At 56.7% G+C, this 17,951-nt stretch carries 19 protein-coding genes; 12 read left to right on the forward strand and 7 right to left on the reverse strand.

What is annotated here, in order from left to right; genetic code table 11:
• Window positions 1-22 precede the first annotated feature (22 nt).
• The 6 genes from fahA (at window position 23) to AC2FFA_RS14355 (ending at window position 5,277) form a co-directional block, all read left to right on the forward strand.
• Window positions 23-1,279, forward strand: coding sequence for a fumarylacetoacetase (fahA, locus tag AC2FFA_RS14330; RefSeq protein ID WP_496852095.1), 1,257 nt, complete (start codon window positions 23-25; stop codon window positions 1,277-1,279).
• 10 nt (window positions 1,280-1,289) lie between these two features.
• Window positions 1,290-2,240, forward strand: a complete 951-nt coding sequence (locus AC2FFA_RS14335) for an MBL fold metallo-hydrolase (protein WP_496852096.1) — start codon at window positions 1,290-1,292, stop codon at window positions 2,238-2,240.
• Window positions 2,241-2,373: 133 nt separating this feature from the next.
• Complete coding sequence (locus tag AC2FFA_RS14340) at window positions 2,374-3,984, forward strand: FAD-dependent oxidoreductase (RefSeq protein WP_496852098.1); 1,611 nt, start codon at window positions 2,374-2,376, stop codon at window positions 3,982-3,984.
• A 5-nt stretch (window positions 3,985-3,989) separates the two neighbouring features.
• Window positions 3,990-4,187, forward strand: a complete 198-nt coding sequence (locus AC2FFA_RS14345; RefSeq protein WP_496852100.1) for a DUF2783 domain-containing protein — start codon at window positions 3,990-3,992, stop codon at window positions 4,185-4,187.
• Window positions 4,188-4,198: 11 nt separating this feature from the next.
• A complete protein-coding gene (maiA, locus tag AC2FFA_RS14350) occupies window positions 4,199-4,837 on the forward strand; it encodes a maleylacetoacetate isomerase (RefSeq protein WP_496852101.1) in 639 nt (212 codons plus the stop codon).
• Between the two features lie 86 nt (window positions 4,838-4,923).
• Window positions 4,924-5,277 carry a DOPA 4,5-dioxygenase family protein gene (locus tag AC2FFA_RS14355; RefSeq protein ID WP_496852103.1) on the forward strand — a complete coding sequence of 118 codons (354 nt, stop codon included), beginning with the start codon at window positions 4,924-4,926 and terminating at the stop codon, window positions 5,275-5,277.
• Here AC2FFA_RS14355 and AC2FFA_RS14360 read toward each other — a convergent pair.
• Window positions 5,256-6,884: an acyl-CoA synthetase gene (locus AC2FFA_RS14360; RefSeq protein WP_496852104.1), complete on the reverse strand. Its 1,629-nt coding sequence runs from the start codon at window positions 6,882-6,884 to the stop codon at window positions 5,256-5,258. The two genes, AC2FFA_RS14355 and AC2FFA_RS14360, sit on opposite strands and share 22 nt — an antisense overlap.
• Window positions 6,885-7,105: 221 nt before the next feature.
• Here AC2FFA_RS14360 and AC2FFA_RS14365 point away from each other — a divergent pair, with 221 nt between their 5' ends.
• Both AC2FFA_RS14365 and AC2FFA_RS14370 read left to right on the forward strand, forming a co-directional pair.
• On the forward strand, window positions 7,106-8,497 hold the full coding sequence (locus AC2FFA_RS14365) for an aminotransferase family protein (RefSeq protein ID WP_496852105.1): 1,392 nt from the start codon (window positions 7,106-7,108) through the stop codon (window positions 8,495-8,497).
• A 124-nt stretch (window positions 8,498-8,621) separates the two neighbouring features.
• A complete protein-coding gene (locus AC2FFA_RS14370) occupies window positions 8,622-9,083 on the forward strand; it encodes a hypothetical protein (protein ID WP_496852106.1) in 462 nt (153 codons plus the stop codon).
• A 950-nt stretch (window positions 9,084-10,033) separates the two neighbouring features.
• Here AC2FFA_RS14370 and rplT read toward each other — a convergent pair.
• From rplT to AC2FFA_RS14390, 4 genes are all read right to left on the reverse strand, one after another.
• The gene (rplT, locus tag AC2FFA_RS14375) at window positions 10,034-10,399 is read right to left on the reverse strand and encodes a 50S ribosomal protein L20 (protein WP_074737047.1); all 366 of its coding nucleotides are present in this window, start codon (window positions 10,397-10,399) and stop codon (window positions 10,034-10,036) included.
• 14 nt (window positions 10,400-10,413) lie between these two features.
• Complete coding sequence (gene rpmI / locus AC2FFA_RS14380; protein WP_010443552.1) at window positions 10,414-10,614, reverse strand: 50S ribosomal protein L35; 201 nt, start codon at window positions 10,612-10,614, stop codon at window positions 10,414-10,416.
• A gap of 183 nt (window positions 10,615-10,797) precedes the next feature.
• A complete protein-coding gene (locus AC2FFA_RS14385; protein WP_496719577.1) occupies window positions 10,798-12,348 on the reverse strand; it encodes an alanine/glycine:cation symporter family protein in 1,551 nt (516 codons plus the stop codon).
• 13 nt (window positions 12,349-12,361) lie between these two features.
• Window positions 12,362-12,799: a universal stress protein gene (locus tag AC2FFA_RS14390; protein WP_117869939.1), complete on the reverse strand. Its 438-nt coding sequence runs from the start codon at window positions 12,797-12,799 to the stop codon at window positions 12,362-12,364.
• A gap of 198 nt (window positions 12,800-12,997) precedes the next feature.
• Here AC2FFA_RS14390 and AC2FFA_RS14395 point away from each other — a divergent pair, with 198 nt between their 5' ends.
• Window positions 12,998-13,459 (forward strand): Lrp/AsnC ligand binding domain-containing protein, encoded by a 462-nt coding sequence (locus AC2FFA_RS14395; protein WP_254683713.1) that lies wholly within the window; start codon window positions 12,998-13,000, stop codon window positions 13,457-13,459.
• Between the two features lie 13 nt (window positions 13,460-13,472).
• On the opposite strand, the gene pyk is transcribed toward AC2FFA_RS14395, so the two are convergent.
• Window positions 13,473-14,918 carry a pyruvate kinase gene (gene pyk / locus AC2FFA_RS14400; protein WP_299900337.1) on the reverse strand — a complete coding sequence of 482 codons (1,446 nt, stop codon included), beginning with the start codon at window positions 14,916-14,918 and terminating at the stop codon, window positions 13,473-13,475.
• A gap of 142 nt (window positions 14,919-15,060) precedes the next feature.
• On the opposite strand from pyk, the gene AC2FFA_RS14405 reads away from it, so the two are divergent.
• The 3 genes from AC2FFA_RS14405 (at window position 15,061) to AC2FFA_RS14415 (ending at window position 16,527) form a co-directional block, all read left to right on the forward strand.
• Window positions 15,061-15,798: an N-formylglutamate amidohydrolase gene (locus AC2FFA_RS14405; RefSeq protein WP_496852107.1), complete on the forward strand. Its 738-nt coding sequence runs from the start codon at window positions 15,061-15,063 to the stop codon at window positions 15,796-15,798.
• Window positions 15,799-15,885: 87 nt separating this feature from the next.
• Complete coding sequence (locus tag AC2FFA_RS14410; protein WP_117869943.1) at window positions 15,886-16,125, forward strand: DUF6868 family protein; 240 nt, start codon at window positions 15,886-15,888, stop codon at window positions 16,123-16,125.
• 87 nt (window positions 16,126-16,212) lie between these two features.
• A complete protein-coding gene (locus AC2FFA_RS14415; RefSeq protein ID WP_496852109.1) occupies window positions 16,213-16,527 on the forward strand; it encodes a DUF1244 domain-containing protein in 315 nt (104 codons plus the stop codon).
• Window positions 16,528-16,908: 381 nt separating this feature from the next.
• Here the strand turns inward: AC2FFA_RS14415 and AC2FFA_RS14420 are convergent, their stop codons facing one another.
• A complete protein-coding gene (locus tag AC2FFA_RS14420; RefSeq protein WP_496852110.1) occupies window positions 16,909-17,895 on the reverse strand; it encodes a zinc-dependent alcohol dehydrogenase family protein in 987 nt (328 codons plus the stop codon).
• Window positions 17,896-17,951 lie beyond the last annotated feature (56 nt).

The following is a 17,951-nucleotide window of genomic DNA, read 5'->3' on the forward strand; positions in this document are numbered from 1 at the left end:
ACATAACAAACAGGGGCAAGATATGCCTTTAATGACTTCCTGGGTTGCGTCGGCCAATGACGCGACACATCCGTTCCCACTGAACAACCTTCCGTACGGCGTCTTCTCGACCGAAGGTGATGATCCGCGCTGCGGCGTGGCCATCGGTGACATGATCCTTGACATTACCGCAGCCGAGGCCGAGGGCCTGATCTCCCTGACCGATGAGCCACTGTTCGACATGCCGTTCTGGAACCCTCTGATGGAGGAAGGTCCAGCCGTCTGGACCGCGCTGCGCGAACGGCTTATCAGCCTTCTGGTCGAAGGTTCAGACGAGCAAGCCAAGGTCGAACTTCTGCTTGTCAAACAAGAAGACGCGGAAATGCATCTGCCCTTCGCCGTCAGCGAATACACCGACTTTTATGCGGGTCGAAACCATGCCTTCAACGTCGGCACCATGTTCCGGGGGCCCGAAAACGCTTTGCCGCCGAACTGGCTGCATATTCCGATTGGCTATAATGGCCGGGCATCTTCGGTCGTGGTATCGGGAACGGAAATTCGCCGCCCCTGGGGTCAGCTGAAAGCCCCCGATCAGGACTTGCCCGCCTTTCTGCCCAGCCGTCGCTTTGACATCGAGCTTGAGATGGGCGCGATTGTCGGAACACCCTCGGATGGTCCGATCACCGTGCAGGAAGCGGATGACAATATTTTCGGCTACGTGCTTCTGAATGACTGGTCCGCGCGGGACATCCAGGCATGGGAATACCAGCCGCTGGGTCCGTTTCAGGCAAAGGCCACGGCCACCTCGATCAGCCCATGGATCGTGACCAAGGCGGCCCTCGAGCCATTCCGCTGTGACACGCCGCCCCGCGAGTTCGAGCTGCTGGATCACCTCAAGGATTGCGGCCCGATGCTCTATGACATCGATCTGGCGATCACCTTGGCACCTGCCGGGCAAACCACCACGACGATTGCCCGGACCAACTACAACCAGATGTACTATTCTGCTGCGCAGCAATTGGCGCATCACACGACATCAGGATGCCCCATGAACACGGGCGACCTGCTGGGATCCGGAACCATTTCCGGGCCAACCAAACCTGAACGCGGCTCGCTGCTGGAGCTCAGCTGGGGCGGCAAGGAACCCCTGACATTGGACAGCGGTGAAACCCGCAGCTTCATCGAGGATGGCGACACGTTGACCCTTACCGGTGCGGCCAGTGGCGACGGCTACACGATCGGCTTCGGTGAGTGTGTCGGCACCGTTCTGCCTGCTCTTGAAAACCCATATACACGATAAGGAACCCACCATGGCCAAAGCATTCGCGTCCCAGGGGGACATGTCGGAAAAAAAGATCAGCTTCACTGAAGTCGGAGAAGGGCTCTATGCCTTTACCGCCGAAGGCGACCCGAACTCGGGTGTGATCATCGGTGACGACAGCGTGATGATAGTCGAGGCGCAGGCGACTCCGCGTCTGGCAAACAAGGTGATCGAATGCGTGCGTTCCGTCACCGACAAACCGATCACGCATGTGGCCCTGACCCACTACCACGCAGTACGTGTTCTGGGCGCAAGCGCGTTCGGCGCGCAGCAGATCCTGATGTCGGACATGGCCCGCGCCATGGTCGTGGAGCGAGGTCAGGAAGATTGGGACAGCGAATTCCAGCGTTTCCCGCGCCTGTTCGAAGGGCACGAAAGCATCCCCGGCCTGACCTGGCCCACCACCACCTTCAGCGATACGATGACCGTCTATCTGGGCAACCGCCGGATCGACCTGATGCATCTGGGGCGCGCTCATACGGCAGGCGATATCGTCATCCATGTGCCCGATCAGAACGTGATGTTCACCGGCGATATCGTCGAGTATCACTCGGCCTGCTATTGCGGCGATGGGCATTTCAGCGACTGGGGTGACACGCTGGACGAGATCAAGTGGTTCGATGTCGACGCCATTGCACCGGGGCGCGGCGATGCGCTGGTCGGCAAGGATATGGTGAATGCAGCCATTGAAAACACCCGCGATTTTATCGAAAGCACCTACCGCCCGGCGGCCAAAGTTGCGGCACGTGGCGGCAGTCTGAAGGAAGCATGGGATGCAGTCCGAGCAGAATGTGACCCCAAATTTGCCGATTACGCGATCTACGAGCACTGCCTGCCGTTCAACGTGGCCCGCGCCTATGACGAAGCTCGCAGCATCGACACGCCCCGTATCTGGACCGCACAGCGCGATCTGGAGATGTGGGAGGCTCTGCAAGGTTGACGAAAAACGGTCGAGTTTGATCCAGATCGTTTTTTGCGGCGGGATTCGATGAAACCATAAGCCAAGGCCTCCGGCGCCCGTCGCCGGGGGACAGGATATGCAGCACATCGGTGCATCTGTTTGGGGGGAGCCCATGAACAAGATCTTTGAAACGCCGCTATACGGATATGAACGCAGCCCGGATCAGGACAGCCCGATGCCCGTCAGGCGCAAGGTCATCGTGATCGGTGCGGGCCCGGTTGGTCTGGCCGCCGCTATCGATCTGGCCCAACAGGGGGTCGAAGTCGTGGTTCTGGACGAGAACGACAAGGTCAGTTTTGGCAGCCGTGCCATCTGTTTTTCCCAACGCACGCTGGAAATTGCAGACCGGCTGGGTTGCGGTCAGCGATTGGTCGACAAAGGCGTTCTTTGGGACCGCGGCAAGGTCTTTTTCGATGATCGTCAGGTCTATGAATTCAACCTGCAACCGGACGAAGGTTACGCCAACCCGGCCTTCATCAACCTGCAGCAATACCACTTTGAAAACTACTTTGTAGAACGTGTTCGCGAGTTGCAGGCAGACGGCGCGCCGATCGAAATTCGCGGGCGCAACAAGGTTGAGGCGATCGGTACGCACGAAGACCACGTTCGGCTGGAAGTCGAAACCCCCGAAGGCCCTTATACACTCGAGACCGAATGGCTGATCGCCTGCGACGGCGCGGCGTCTCCCACCCGGCGGATGCTGGGTATCGATTTCGAAGGGCGCGTTTTCGAAGACAACTTCCTGATCGCGGACGTGATCATGGATGCCGATTTCCCCTCGGAACGCTGGTTCTGGTTTGACCCTCCGTTCAATCGCGGGCAATCCGCGCTTCTGCACAAGCAACCCGACAATGTCTGGCGTATTGACCTGCAACTGGGTTGGGACATCGACAAGGAACGCGAAAAGCGCCCCGAGAATGTGATCCCGCGCCTCAAGGCAATGCTTGGGGATGACGTCGAGTTTCAGCTGGAGTGGGTCTCGATTTATACATTCCAGTGTCGCCGCATGGAAAGCTTCCGCAAAGGACGGGTCCTTTTCGCAGGCGACAGCGCGCATCAGGTCAGCCCCTTTGGCGCGCGCGGTGCCAATTCCGGCCTGCAGGACACTGACAACCTGTGCTGGAAGCTGAAACTGGTGCTGGATGGGAAAGCCCCCGAAAGCCTGCTGGACAGCTACAACGCGGAACGCGTGCACGGGGCTGATGAGAACATCCAGAAATCCAGCCGGTCGACCGATTTCATCACTCCGAAATCCGAGATGTCGCGGGTTCTGCGGGATGCGGTTCTGGACCTGAGCGAGCAGTACGAGTTTGCCCGTCCGTTGGTGAATTCAGGACGCCTGAGTCAACCTTGCACCTATGACAGCTCTTCGCTGAACTCTGCCGACGCGCTGGATGGCCCTGCCGAGACACGCCCCGGCTCGGCCTGCCCGGACGCGCCGCTGGGTGATGAGTTCCTGTTGCCCAGACTGGCAGGCAAATTCACCCTTTTGACAATTGACGCAGATGCTCCGGAGGTGCTGGAAGAAGACGGGGTTGAGATCACGCGGTTGGCGCTGTCGGTCAAGGATGACCTGACCCTGGCGCTGAAACGTCGCTATCTGGGCGACGCAGCCAGCGCAGTTTATCTGATCCGCCCCGATCAGCACGTGGCGGCGCGACGGGACAGCTATGAAGAAAACAGTTTCCGGCATGCGATCCGCAGAGCCTGTGGTAAGGAGTAAGCGCGATGTCTGACCTGATCCTATCTCCGAATATCGACAATGCTGACGACTTCTATGCCGAGCTGTTGGCTGCGCATGAAGGGCTTGATAAAGCCGACAGCGACGCGCTGAACGCCCGACTGGTTCTGGTGCTGGCCAATCACATCGGCGACGGACAGGTGTTGTCTGACGCCATTCGCGCCGCCGCCTTGACCGACAATTGACGGATTGGAATGTGAGCGAAGTCGTCCTTTATGACTATTGGCGCTCCTCGGCCAGCTATCGGGTGCGGATCGCCCTGAATCTGGCCGGGATCGACTATCGCGCGGTTGTCGTCGACCTGGTGGATGGCGAACACAAGGGTGACGCACATATCGCGCGAAACCCACAAGGGTTTGTTCCGGTTCTGGATATTGACGGGCAGCGGCTGACGCAATCTCTGGCCATTCTCGACTATCTGGACAGAACACGTGAATTGAACCTTCTGCCCGACGATGCAGCGGGGCGCGCGCGCGTGCAGGCGCTGGCCTATGCGATTGCGGTGGACATTCACCCTGTTTGCAACCTGTCAGTTGCTCGACATGCGACCGCCCTCAGCAAAGACCCATCCGATATGCCCGGAGAGTGGATGCGGCACTTCATCCGGCCGGGATTGCAGGCCTTTGAGACCATGTTGGGTGAGTTTGAACAAACCCCCTATTGTGTTGGTTCGCAGCCCGGCCTCGCTGACATTTGCCTGATACCGCAGATATACAACGCGCGCCGGTGGAAGGTCGATTTATCGGACATGCCCCGTCTGTTGGGGGTCGAAAAGGCCTGCGCCGGTCACCCGGCATTTGTCGCAGCACATCCTGAAGCGCACGCACCCCAATAACCTTGCACAGATCCTGTGTGCTTGTGCGCCTAGGCGTCTGGTCCGATCGGACTTAGCTTTGTTTCATCAAAGCAATAGAGGTTCTGATGCCCGAGATCACCGGCTACCATGCCCATGTCTATTTTGACGCCGACACGCAGAACACGGCACAACAAGTCTGCGAAGAGGCCGCCCGTCTGTTCCCCGTCCAGATGGGGCGCATGCATTGCCGTAATGTCGGCCCCCACCCGCGCTGGAGCTGCCAGTTGAGCTTTGCGGCTGATGCCTTTGATCAGGTCACTCCGTGGTTGATGCTGAACCGGCAGGGCCTTACGGTTTTCACCCACCCGGAAACCGGCGACCATCTGGCCGATCACCGCGATCGCGCGATCTGGATGGGTGAAATGCTGGATCTGGACCTGTCGATCATTGCCAAGCTTCAGCCCAGCGCCCGCGCCTGATCCCGCAGAACGAATTTCTGCACCTTACCGGTTGAAGTCTTCGGCAGGTTGCCAAACACCACGGTCTTGGGCGCTTTGAAATGGGCCATGTTGTCCCGGCAAAAGGCAATCAGCTCTGCCTCGGTCGCGGTTGCGTCAGGCTTCAGCTCAACAAAAGCGCAGGGGGTTTCGCCCCATTTCTCGTCTGGCCGGGCCACAACCGCCGCTTCCATGACTGCCGGGTGTTTGTAGAGGATACCCTCGACCTCGACGGACGAGATATTCTCGCCGCCTGAAATGATGATGTCCTTGGACCGGTCTTTGAGCGCGATATAGCCATCCGGGTGCATGACGCCTAAATCGCCGGATGCAAACCAGCCGCCCTTGAAGGCCCCATCCGTGGCATTAGGGTTCTTGAGATACCCTTTCATCACCACATTGCCCTGCATAAAGATCTCGCCCATGGTTTCGCCGTCCGCGGGCACGGGCTCCATCGTTTCGGGATCGGCTACCATCAGACCAGACAGCGCCGAATACCGCACGCCCTGCCGTACTTTCAGAGCGGCGCGGTCTTCGGGTCCCTTGTCGTTCCATTCATCCTTCCACGCACAAACGACCGAGGGCCCGTAAGTCTCTGTCAGGCCATAAACGTGTGTGACTTCGACCCCCATCGCCTCCATCGCTTCGATCACGGCGGCAGGCGGCGGAGCGCCCGCGGTCATCACCTTGATTTGATGGTCAAAGTCTTTCAATTCATCTGGCGCGTGGGCCAACATGTTCAAAACGATAGGAGCGCCACAGAAATGGGTGACTTTCTCATAGCGGAATGCCGCATAGATAGGTTCGGCACGCACGGCGCGCAGACAGATGGACACGCCTGCATTGGCTGCCATGGCCCAAGGGAAGCACCAGCCATTGCAGTGAAACATCGGCAAGGTCCACAGATATATCGAATGCTTGGACATATCCCAGTCCAGCAAATCCGATTGTGCATTCAGGGTAGCGCCGCGGTGGTGATAGACCACGCCCTTGGGATTGCCCGTTGTACCGGACGTATAGTTCAGTGTGATAGCGTCCCATTCATCCTCGGGCAGTGACCAGTCAAACTCGGGATCTCCCCCTGAAATCAGGGCGTCATAGGTCAGGCTGCCGAGCCTTTCACCACCATCAAAGCTGGGATCCTCGATGTCGATTACCAAAATATCATGATCAACCTGCTCCAGCGCCTCTTTCACGACGCCGGAAAATTCGGGATCAACCAACAATGCCTTGGTTTCGGCGTGGTTCAGGATGAAAGCGACTATCGGCGCATCCAGGCGCGTGTTGATGGCGTTCAGAACGGCGCCCGCCATGGGCACACCAAAATGCGCTTCATACATTTCGGGGATGTTTGCAGCGATAATTGATACGGTATCACCCTTTACGATACCTCGTGCATTCAAGGCACCCGCCAGCCGACGGCACCGGGTATAGGTTTCAGCCCAGGTATACCGCCGCTCACCATAAACGACCGACGGGTAATCGGGATAAACCTGCGCCGTGCGCTCAATGAACGAGAGGGGCGACAAGGGTGTGTAATTCGCCCGGCATTTGTCCAAATGACGCTCATAGATATTGGTCGCTGCCAACTGCTGATCCTCCCTGCACTCGGTTTGCGCGACTTGAGCATAAACTTGGTGCTCTGACAAATCCGTAGTATTACGATACCTTTATTGACTGGCAATACGAGATGGTGCCATCTGGCCCTACTTAGATCCGGCCATTCGCGGTGATCTGAAGCATCTTAAACATAGGCCGGGGCATACCGTTTCCCCACCCCGTGCACCGCATCTCACTGAAAGGACTTGTCATGGACGGCACGTTCAACGAAAACGATCTTTCCCGCGTGGTCGAGGCTGACCGCGCCCATATCTGGCATCATCTGATCCAGCATAAACCCTTTGAAACCAATGACCCTCGCATCATTGTCGAAGGCAAAGGCATGCGCGTCTGGGACCAGAAAGGCAAAGAGCATCTGGATGCGGTTTCCGGCGGTGTCTGGACTGTCAACGTGGGCTATGGCCGCGAATCGATCTGTAAGGCCGTATACGACCAGCTGATGAAGTTGTGCTATTTCGCCAATTCGGCCGGCTCGATCCCCGGCGCGATCTTTGCCGAGCAACTGATCGACAAGATGCCCGGCATGAGCCGCGTTTATTACACCAACTCGGGCTCTGAGGCGAACGAGAAAGCGTTTAAAATGGTGCGCCAGATCGCGCACAAGAAGTACGGCGGCAAGAAGACCAAGATCCTGTATCGTGACCGCGACTATCACGGCTCGACGCTGGCAACCATGTCGGCAGGTGGTCAGGACGAACGTACTGCGCAATACGGTCCCTTCGCACCTGATTTCGTGCGCGTGCCCCACTGCATGGAATACCGCAAGCACGAGCTGGACGGCGCCCCCGAAGAGAACTTCGGCGAATGGGCCGCAGACCAAATCGAAGCCGTGATCCTGCGCGAAGGCCCTGACACCGTTGGTGCCCTGTGCCTTGAGCCGGTCACCGCAGGCGGCGGCGTGATCGAAGCGCCCGAAGGCTATTGGCAGCGTGTGCAGGAAATCTGCAAGAAATACGACGTGCTGCTGCATATCGACGAGGTTGTCTGCGGCGTTGGCCGGACCGGCACCTGGTTCGGCTATCAGCAATACGGCATTAAGCCGGACTTCGTAACCATGGCAAAGGGCGTGGCCTCGGGCTATGCGGCGATCGCAGTCATGGTCACCACCGAGGAAGTCTTTGACATGTTCAAAGACGACATGTCGGACCCGATGAGCTATTTCCGCGACATCTCGACCTTTGGTGGCTGCACCGCCGGTCCGGCCGCGGCCATCGAGAACATGCGCATCATTCAAGACGAGAACCTGCTGCAGAACTGCATTGATATGGGCGACCGGATGTTGGGCAACCTGCAGGCGCTGATGGATAAGCACGAAGTTATCGGCGACGTGCGCGGCAAGGGTCTGTTCCTGGGTGCCGAACTGGTTTCCGACCGGGCCACCAAAGAGCCGATGGACGAGAAAAAGGTTCAGGCGGTCGTCGCCGACTGTATGGCGCAAGGCGTCATCATCGGGGCCACCAACCGCTCGATCCCAAGCCGCAATAACACACTGTGCTTCTCGCCTGCGCTGATCGCGACGGCGGATGACATCGACCAGATCACCGACGCCGTTGACGGCGCGCTGGGGCGCGTGTTCGGCTAAGTCGCTGCAATACTATTGTGAAAACCGGCGCTCATTGCGCCGGTTTTTTTTGTTTTACCGCGATAGTTTGCCAAATTCCTGAACTGGGGTAGCCTGATCGCACCTCTACGCAGGAGATCACCCCATGATACTCAATCTTTTCCGCACCCTTGCCGCCGCCCTTGTTCTGGCCCTTGCAACCCCGGTCAGTGCAGATGACGACAGCGGCTTCCCCCAGATCGTCGGCACGTGGCATGGTACCTATCTGGTGGCCTTCGCCAAATCGAACCCGAACCACGACAAAGGACTGCTGCAAACCGAGATGGAGCTGGAGGTCACAAAGCTGGACGGCAACCTGATCACGGCCACCAACCGCTGGCGGCGCATCGGCGACAAAGACTGGATCGTTGAAGAAGCTATGGGCACCTTCAGCCTTGACGACCCCACCCGCTTTGTTCTGGCCGAGGCTGGGATATCGGGCGATGACGTTTCAGCTGGGATTTTCAACGGTGTCTATCTGGATGACGTGATTATGGTCACTTATGTTGGTCCGGGGACTGGCGTAGCCTTTGCAGCGCAGTTGGTGAAGAAAGACAGTAGCAAGTAGTCATAGGGCGAGTGTTGGTATTTTGAAGCCGCAATGAAGCTGGGAATTCCAATGTCGGCTATGCGGACAAAGCTGACCTTGGACAGCGCACTCGGATGAGATACGAATTTAAATCCATAGTTGTGATACAGCGCAAATTAGCTTGGAGCATAAATTCAGTTGAAAGCCGCATCTTCGTTTTTTGTGCTTATTTTCTGGTATAGCAGTTGGCTCCCAATCTCACTGGATAGATGGGCGCTTTCGGCCATTGCAATCTGTACCCTTGGATGGCTCGCGGTACTTCTTGTCCAAAAGCCACTAAAGGAATACCGGTGGCCAGCTAGAGCACTGTCGGTGCTCACAGTCCTCGTTCTGATTGGCGGGGCTTTACTCGCTTTTGCGGCGTTGGCCTTAGGTACACCAGTTGATGGGGCAATCACCTTGTTTTTCGTCGTGGGGTTTGCTGGCTATCTACAATTGCTTGCTGACATTATTACACCAAGGCGGACCTCGCGGTGGTTCCCTCGAAGAGGTTTCTTGGTCCTCTTTCTTCTTGCAACGTGGTCTTGGGTTTCAGCAATAGGCATGTACGTTCATCGTGGGGCGGCTAGCGATACACAAGAGGCATGTATTCTTGTGCCCAAACCAACTCGATATGACACTGAACTCATTTCCATTTGGGAAATGCGTCTTCCTGAAGTCGCGACGAGCAGGACGGGACCGACCGGCACAGTAATTCTGGACTATCATGCCATCCTAGTAGCTCCATCTGACCAGCGAACTGAGGTCTACAACTGGTCAAAAAAGCGGATGCGCTTCGAAATTCTCGACACAAAACTCAATCGATATTTACCGACTTTGTGCCCATAGATCTGGTGCGTTTGGGCTCTAAGCTGACTTAAGTACTTCCCAAACAAAAAAAGGCCGTCCCAAACGGGACGGCCCTTCTTTCACTGTCTCTTTTCAGAGGATCAGGCAGTCAGAGCGGCCTGGGCTTGGGCGACGATCGCGCCGAACGCTTCCGGTTCGTGCACGGCCAGATCGGCCAGAACTTTGCGGTCCACTTCGATACCGGCCAATGTCAGGCCGTTGATGAAGCGGGAATATGTCAGTGCTTCGTCATGCGAACGGACAGCAGCGTTGATACGCTGGATCCACAGCGCGCGGAAGTTGCGCTTGCGGTTCTTACGGTCGCGGGTTGCATACTGGTTCGCCTTGTCAACGGCCTGACGGGCAACCTTGAAGGTGCTCTTGCGGCGGCCATAGTAACCTTTGGCGGCCTTGATAACCTTCTTGTGACGGGCGTGAGTTACGGTTCCACCTTTAACGCGGGACATGTCTTAATCTCCTCTTAGCGGTCGTAGGGCATGTAGCCCTTGACGATCTTGGCGTCGGGGGCGGACAGGGTGGTGTTGCCACGGGCATCGCGGATGAATTTCTTGGTCCGCTTGATCATGCCGTGCCGTTTGCCGGCCTGGCCAGCAAGGACCTTACCGGTCGCAGTCACCTTAAAGCGCTTTTTGGCGCTCGACTTTGTCTTCATCTTAGGCATTTCCGTCTCCTTTTCCGGGTTCGGTTTCAGACGCGACTCGGCATGCCATCTCGGCCGGTCACGCGATCAGAAGCGCCGTTTACGCAAGTTCGGTCATACTGGCAAGGGGGTTTGGATCAGAATCTGCGCTTTTTGCAGGCTGATCAGGCACTGGGGCGACAATGGCCGCCCCAGTGATTGGGTTTAGTGCTCGAATTTGCGGATTTCACCGGTTTTCAATCGCTCAGAGTAAGAGGCCAGCTCTTGACGCACCACTTTCATCAGGAAGTAGAGCGCAAAGACGTTGACCACCGCCATCGCAAAGATCGCTGCATCCGAGAAGTCGATGACTGGGCCAAGATTGGCCGCCGCCCCGATGACGACGAAGATACAGAAGATGACCTTGAAGATCAGCTCTTTGGTGTGGCCCTCACCGAACAGGTAAGTCCAGGCCTTGAGGCCATAGTAGGACCAACTGATCATGGTCGAGAAGGCAAACAGAATCACCGCAACCGCCAGGATATACGGGAAGAAACTGAATGCGCTGCCGAAAGCGGCAGAAGTCAGACTGACGCCCGAGTTGCCGTCAACAGTGGCAATCGCCGTACCGGCCTCATTCAGCATGTAGTTGCCGGTTTCCGGATCGATGATCAATTGCTGGGTGATGATGATGACCAGAGCGGTCATTGTGCAGATCACCACGGTATCGATAAACGGTTCCAGCAACGACACGAAGCCTTCGGTGATCGGCTCCTTGGTCCGAACAGCCGAGTGTGCAATCGCCGCCGAGCCAACACCCGCTTCGTTCGAAAACGCCGCACGTTTGAAGCCCTGGATCAGCGCGCCAACCATGCCGCCTGCAACACCCAGACCTGTGAAGGCACCGGCGAAGATCTGGCCAAAGGCCCAGCCGATCATATCCGCATTCATCAGGATGATGACAAGAGCGGTCAGAACGTAGAGAACGCCCATGAACGGTACGACCTTCTCAGTCACTCGCGCGATAGACTTCAGGCCTCCGACGATGACCATGAAAACAACCGCTGCGAAGACCAGCCCTGTGATCCAGCCAGGATAATCACCGACGATGCCCGCGATCTGCTGATGCGCCTGATTGGCCTGGAACATGTTGCCCCCGCCCAGCGCGCCAAGGATACAGAAGATCGAGAACAGAACAGCAAGGATCTTGCCACCCGGCAAACCCAATTCGTTGAACCCCTTGGACATATAGTACATCGGGCCACCCGAAACGGTGCCATCTTCGTACTCGTTGCGGTACTTCACGCCCAGCGTACATTCGGTGAATTTCGACGCCATACCCAGAAGACCCGCCAGGATCATCCAGAAGGTTGCGCCCGGTCCGCCGATGCCGACGGCAACAGCGACGCCCGCGATATTCCCCAGGCCGACTGTGCCCGAAAGCGCCGTGGCCAGAGCCTGAAAGTGGCTGACCTCGCCCGCATCATTGGGGTCGGAATAGTCACCTTTGACAAGACTGATTGCGTGACTGAAGAACCGCATCTGCACAAAAGCAAAGTACAGAGTGAAGACCGTCGCAGCAATCACCAGCCACATCACGATCCACGGAAAGCTGGTCCCGGGAAATGGCGCGAAGATGAAGCCAACGAATGGACCGGTCAGGTCAGCGAAAGCCTGGTTGATTTTTTCATCAAGCCCCGGAGCGTCTTGCGCAAAGGCAGGGCTAGCGACAATAGCGGCGGCCGTTGAGGCGCCGAGTTGTTTTAGCATTCTCATTTTGTCCCTCCCTTCAGTTCACAACCGTGACCGGAACATCGGCATGCATCACAAGGTTTTGCGTCGAGCTGCCGAAGATACGTTTCTTGATCCCGTCCGCCGAAGACCGGCCAACAACGATCTGCGAGCCGCCCATTTCCATTGTAATGGTGTTCAAGGTCTCCGCCACATCGCCATGACGAACAACACCCTGCGCTTCAAAACCAGCCTCTCTGAGGGCCTCAACGGCAGGTGTCACGATACGCGACGTAGCCAGATCAACCTCTTCTTCCCTTCGTTTGTGACGCTGTGCGTTTTCTTCCGGTGTCTGAAAGGTGTAAGGGGACCATTCGATCACATAAGCGACCACCAATTCACACGTCCCGATCAGCTTTGCCAAATCCTTTGCAAAGGCAATCACGCGCTCACCGGTCTCTGTCCCGTCGAGTCCTATGACAATCTTTGTTGTCATGTCGTTCCTCCATTTTTTTTCATTTGGCCGGGGCCCGTGCCCCCGACAGGGCAGCCGGAACTTGGAACTTTCAATAAGACCGCCCTTTGGTAAGTATCAGGAATTTTCACTAGGAATTGGAGATTTTTTTGGTCTATATTCAGTGGAATTTGTCGTTTTACGCTAAAAATACAGGGAATATTACTGATTAGCAGAGAATTGGATAATATCGACCAACGCATCCTGAACGAGCTTGAGGCCAATGGTCGGCTCTCAATAGTTGAGCTTGCGGCGCGCGTAAACCTTACGAATACGCCCTGCTCTGAACGTGTGAAACGGCTGGAAAAGAACGGCTATATCAAGGGCTACAGCGCCATAGTCGACAAAGAACGGATTGGGCTGGCCCTACTGACCGTCGTGCAGGTGTCGCTGACCGCGACCGCGGAACAATCCCTGGAAAAGTTCAACGAGGCCGTACGCAATGTGCCGGAAATCGAAAGCTGCCTGATGGTGGCAGGGTCGTTTGATTATCTTCTGACTGTCCGCACCCGCGATATTGCGCATTTCCGGATGATACTGGGCGAGAAAATAAACAAGCTGCCCGGAATTCACCAAACCAGCTCCTTCACGGTCATGGAAGCCGTGAAAGAACCTGTTGGCCAACGGGTGCCGGAAACCTGAAGCCGGTTTCTGATTATTCGGGATCAGTGCTGTAGATCAGACGCTCGTCACACGGGGCCACACGTAGAATGTTGGTCGTGCCAGGCACGTTGAACGGCACGCCCGCAGTGACGACAATCTGATCGGTCTCGGTTGCAAAGCCCCCTGCCCTGGCTGCGCGAGCCGCGTTTACTACCGCGCTTTTGAACCGTTCGAGCTCGGGCGTCATGACGCAGTTGCAACCCCAGGTCAGGCAAAGTCTGCGCGCCGTTCCCATCAGCGACGTCATTGCGATAATCGGAACACCGGGACGTTCGCGCGCGGTCAATGCGGCTGTCGTGCCACTTTGCGTAAAACAGCAGATCGCCTTGATTTCGGTTTTCTCGGCTATTTCGCGCGCCGCGGCAACGATCGCGTCCGCAACGGTGGTTCCCTTGGCGGTACGCGAGGCGGCGATGATCTGCGTATATGTCGGGTCGGCTTCGACTTCGATGGCAACCTTGTTCATCGTCTGCACGGCTTCGATCGGATAGGCACCGGCTGCCGATTCCGCGCTGAGCATGATGGCATCCGTACCTTCGTAGATCGCTGTCGCAACGTCCGACACTTCGGCACGGGTCGGCATCGGGCTTTCGATCATGCTTTCCAGCATCTGTGTTGCAACGATGACGGGTTTGGCCGCCCCACGGCATTTTCGAACCAGGCGTTTCTGGATCGGAGGCACGGCAGATACAGGCAGTTCCACGCCCAGGTCGCCTCGCGCCACCATGATCCCGTCCGACGCATCAAGGATGTCGTCAAACGCCTCAACTGCGGCAGGTTTTTCAATCTTGGACAGGATCGCCGCGCGGCCGTCAGCAAGTGCGCGGGCCTCGAAAACGTCTTTGGCGCGCTGCACGAAGCTCAGCGCCAACCAGTCGACACCCAGTTGGCAGACAAACTCCAGATCCTCTCGATCTTTCGCCGACAAAGCCGCCAGCGGCAGCACCACATCGGGAACGTTGACGCCCTTGCGATTCGAGATCGTGCCCCCCACCTCAACCGTGCAATTTGCATAATCCTGTCCGCAGTCCTGAACAGTCAGACGGATCTTGCCGTCATTAACGAGCAGGCGCGCGCCCGGTTCCAGCGCCGCAAAGATCTCGGGATGCGGCAGGCAGACCCGGTTGATGTCGCCAGCATCAGGGTCGAGGTCGAGACGGAAAGCTGCGCCTTCTTCCAGATCCTCTGCCTCATTGGCAAAAACACCAACGCGCAGCTTGGGCCCCTGAAGGTCGGCCAGAATGGCAATCGGGCTGTCCAGGTCCTTTTCCACCTGTCGAATGATCTTGTGCCGTTCTCGGATCTCATCATGGCTGCCATGGCTCATGTTCAGACGAAAGACATCTGCGCCAGCCTCGTGCAGGGCACGAATCGTGTCATAGTCATTTGACGCTGGCCCCAGCGTCGCCACGATTTTCACATTTCTCAGGCGTCGCATTAGCATAGACCTCCTTACGTCATCTCAGGTTTGCAGATCAGCTTCCGCAAAATGTTACCGCAAACATCATTTCGATGCTTATTGCGCAATTCCCTTTTCAAAGCAACTGCCCTACACCTGCGGCAAACTAGATGACAGGCTCATGACATACACCCCGTTTTTCGTCCACGGTGCGGATCGCCCGTCGCGCTGGCTGATCACATGCGACCACGCAACCAATACTGTTCCCCCAGACGTAAATGGCGGCGACCTCGGTTTGCCGCGCGAGGATATGGAACGCCACATCGCCTATGATGTCGGCGCGTACGAGGCGTCGAAACATCTAGGTGAGATCCTGAACGCGCCGGTGATCGCCGCCAACTTCTCGCGGTTGGTAATCGACCCAAACCGGGGTGAAGACGATCCGACGCTGTTGATGAAACTCTATGATGGTTCAATCATCCCCGGCAATCGCCATGCAGATGATGACGAACGCGAACGTCGCCTGAACATGTGCTACCGCCCCTATCACGAGGCACTGGCGCAAATGGCGGCCCTGCCCCATGCGGTGATCATTTCGATGCATTCCTTCACCCGCCAACTGCGCGGTCGTGAACCGCGTCCATGGCACATTGGTGTGCTGCACACCTTGGACGAACGGTTCTCGCGACCTCTGATCGCAAGACTTCAGGCCGAGGATGATCTGTGTGTTGGCGTCAACGAGCCGTATTCCGGAGTTTTGCCGGGGGATGCGATTGACAAACACTGTACCGCGTTCGGACGCCCAAACGCACTGATCGAGCTGCGCAACGACTTGATCGCGGACCATGCGGGGCAAAGGGAATGGGCCGAACGATTGGCTCCTATGCTGCAAGATGCATTGGAAGCCAGCGACCTTTGACCGCAAGTCTCACACGCGCTTTAACGTTCATCACGCTATTGTGAGAAAACCTCTCGATCCCCATATGAACAGGGAAAGGGGGTCATCGTGACACTAGAGCTTCTGACGACTTTTTTTGGTTGGATGGCCGTGCTCAATATCGCGGTTCTTCTGTTTACCACCCTGATGGTTCTGCTCTTGCAGGATTGGATCGCAGGCATTCACGGCAGGATGTTTCAGATGGAACGCCCCGATGTGAAACGCGCGTATTTCAGGTACCTTGCAAACTACAAGATCCTGACGCTGGTCTTCTGCATCGTACCGTGGCTGGCATTGAAACTGATGTGAAAACGCACTGGTGCAGGTCAGATTGTTGTAACAGGACTGCTGGGTTGTTAGGTCAGATTCAACACAATCGCCATCCGGAGCCACATCATGGACAAGCAAACCGAAATCGAACTTCAGGCTGCCGCGTTTCGCCGGTTGCAAAAGCACCTGATGGAAGACCGCACGGACGTTCAGAACATCGACATGATGAACCTCGCCGGTTTTTGTCGCAACTGCCTGTCGCGCTGGTATCAGGAAGCCGCGAACGAAAAGGGTATCGAGCTGGGCAAGGATGAAGCCCGCGAGATTTTCTACGGCATGACAATGGATGAATGGAAATCCAAGTATCAAACCGAGGCCAACCCCGAGAAGCAGGCCGCCTTCAAGGTTGCGTTCGAAGAAAACGTCGGCGGGAAAGACTGACAGCGCAAAGTTCAAAAAAGGCCTGCCAATCCGGCAGGCCATCTGATGTGGATTGCCGCCTCAAGCTGTTGTGCCGCGTGCCAAACAAATCAACGGCTGCCCTGCGCCCAGAACAGGTATTTGGCGTGCATTATCCAACTGACTCGCAGATTACGTGATGGCCCCGGCGCTGAGCTGGTCCGCAAGCTGATCGAACACCAACCTGATCCTACGCCTGTGTTAAATTCCGAGTTGGCGACAAGCTAAACCGGGAACTCAGGGTCAGGACCCATTGATTTCCATTTGGAGAGATGACTCACGGTTCGAAAAACGAGCGGTGAAAGAAAGTCGTCAGCTTTATGGGGCGGGTAGTCGCATTTTAGAGTACCTTGGGGCCGTTGGTCAGGGAACCAAAACCGCTGCCCCTTGCAACCGCCCAGCACTCAGATCCGCGAGGGCTATGTTGGCATCCCTTAGTGAATATCTTTGCGTCTGTGTCTGGATGCCTGCGGTTTGGACAATTGCGAAAAACTCTTCACCATCCTTGCGCGTTAGGTTTGCGACAGACAGGATATGTCGTTCCCCCCACAGATCGCTGTATGGAAATTTTGGGATGTCGCTCATGTGAATCCCACCGCAAATCACGCGGCCGCCCTTTCGTACGGCGCGCAGCGCTTTGGGCACAAGGGACCCGACGGGCGCGAAAATGATCGCAGCATCCAGTTCTGCTGGTGGTTGTTCGTCAGACCCACCCGCCCATACTGCTCCCAGATCACGCGCGAATTCCTGTGCCTCGATATCGCCGGGTCGGGTCAGCGCATAGACGTTTCGACCCTGCCAGACGGCCAATTGCGCCAAGATATGCGCGGCGGCTCCAAACCCATAGAACCCAATGTTCTTGGCATCTTCAGCCATTCGCAAACAGCGGAACCCTATAAGCCCGGCACATAACAACGGTGCCAGTGCAACCGGATCGGCGACCTCTGGCAGCGCAAAGACGTAGCGTGCATCCGCGAGGCAGGCTTCGGCAAATCCTCCGTTTCGTGTGTATCCAGTGAAAATCGGCGCATCACACAGGTTTTCCTGTGCGCTTCGGCAATAAGGACACTGACCACAGGTGGACGCAAGCCAAGGCACGCCGACGCGCTGCCCGATTTCCAAGCCTGTCACTTCATCGCCCTTACGCAGGACTCGTCCAACAATTTCGTGACCGGGAACCAGTGGAAGTTCAGGATGCTTGAGGTCTCCATCGACGACGTGCAGATCAGTGCGACAAACACCACAGGCCTCAATCTGGATCTGTATATCATGAGCGCCTGGTGCTGGAAGTTCGATGCCTTCCAGTCTCAGCTCGCGGCCGACACCTTTGAAAACCATTGCGCGTGTCATGTTGTAGCACTCCAAAAACAATTACTCGGGATCATCCGCGTTTTTTGCTTCCTCTC

It is taken from the genome of Ruegeria sp. YTSB088, assembly GCF_059609825.1.

Excerpts from the sequence above, each read along its gene's own strand:
- fahA (WP_496852095.1), top strand. The coding sequence starts at position 23 with ATGCCTTTAATGACTTCCTGGGTTGCGTCGGCCAATGACGCGACACAT.
- AC2FFA_RS14335 (WP_496852096.1), top strand. The coding sequence starts at position 1,290 with ATGGCCAAAGCATTCGCGTCCCAGGGGGACATGTCGGAAAAAAAGATC.
- AC2FFA_RS14340 (WP_496852098.1), top strand. The coding sequence starts at position 2,374 with ATGAACAAGATCTTTGAAACGCCGCTATACGGATATGAACGCAGCCCG.
- AC2FFA_RS14345 (WP_496852100.1), top strand. The coding sequence starts at position 3,990 with ATGTCTGACCTGATCCTATCTCCGAATATCGACAATGCTGACGACTTC.
- AC2FFA_RS14355 (WP_496852103.1), top strand. The coding sequence starts at position 4,924 with ATGCCCGAGATCACCGGCTACCATGCCCATGTCTATTTTGACGCCGAC.
- AC2FFA_RS14365 (WP_496852105.1), top strand. The coding sequence starts at position 7,106 with ATGGACGGCACGTTCAACGAAAACGATCTTTCCCGCGTGGTCGAGGCT.
- AC2FFA_RS14370 (WP_496852106.1), top strand. The coding sequence starts at position 8,622 with ATGATACTCAATCTTTTCCGCACCCTTGCCGCCGCCCTTGTTCTGGCC.
- rplT (WP_074737047.1), bottom strand. The coding sequence starts at position 10,399 with ATGTCCCGCGTTAAAGGTGGAACCGTAACTCACGCCCGTCACAAGAAG.
- rpmI (WP_010443552.1), bottom strand. The coding sequence starts at position 10,614 with ATGCCTAAGATGAAGACAAAGTCGAGCGCCAAAAAGCGCTTTAAGGTG.
- AC2FFA_RS14385 (WP_496719577.1), bottom strand. The coding sequence starts at position 12,348 with ATGAGAATGCTAAAACAACTCGGCGCCTCAACGGCCGCCGCTATTGTC.
- AC2FFA_RS14390 (WP_117869939.1), bottom strand. The coding sequence starts at position 12,799 with ATGACAACAAAGATTGTCATAGGACTCGACGGGACAGAGACCGGTGAG.
- pyk (WP_299900337.1), bottom strand. The coding sequence starts at position 14,918 with ATGCGACGCCTGAGAAATGTGAAAATCGTGGCGACGCTGGGGCCAGCG.
- AC2FFA_RS14405 (WP_496852107.1), top strand. The coding sequence starts at position 15,061 with ATGACATACACCCCGTTTTTCGTCCACGGTGCGGATCGCCCGTCGCGC.
- AC2FFA_RS14415 (WP_496852109.1), top strand. The coding sequence starts at position 16,213 with ATGGACAAGCAAACCGAAATCGAACTTCAGGCTGCCGCGTTTCGCCGG.
- AC2FFA_RS14420 (WP_496852110.1), bottom strand. The coding sequence starts at position 17,895 with ATGACACGCGCAATGGTTTTCAAAGGTGTCGGCCGCGAGCTGAGACTG.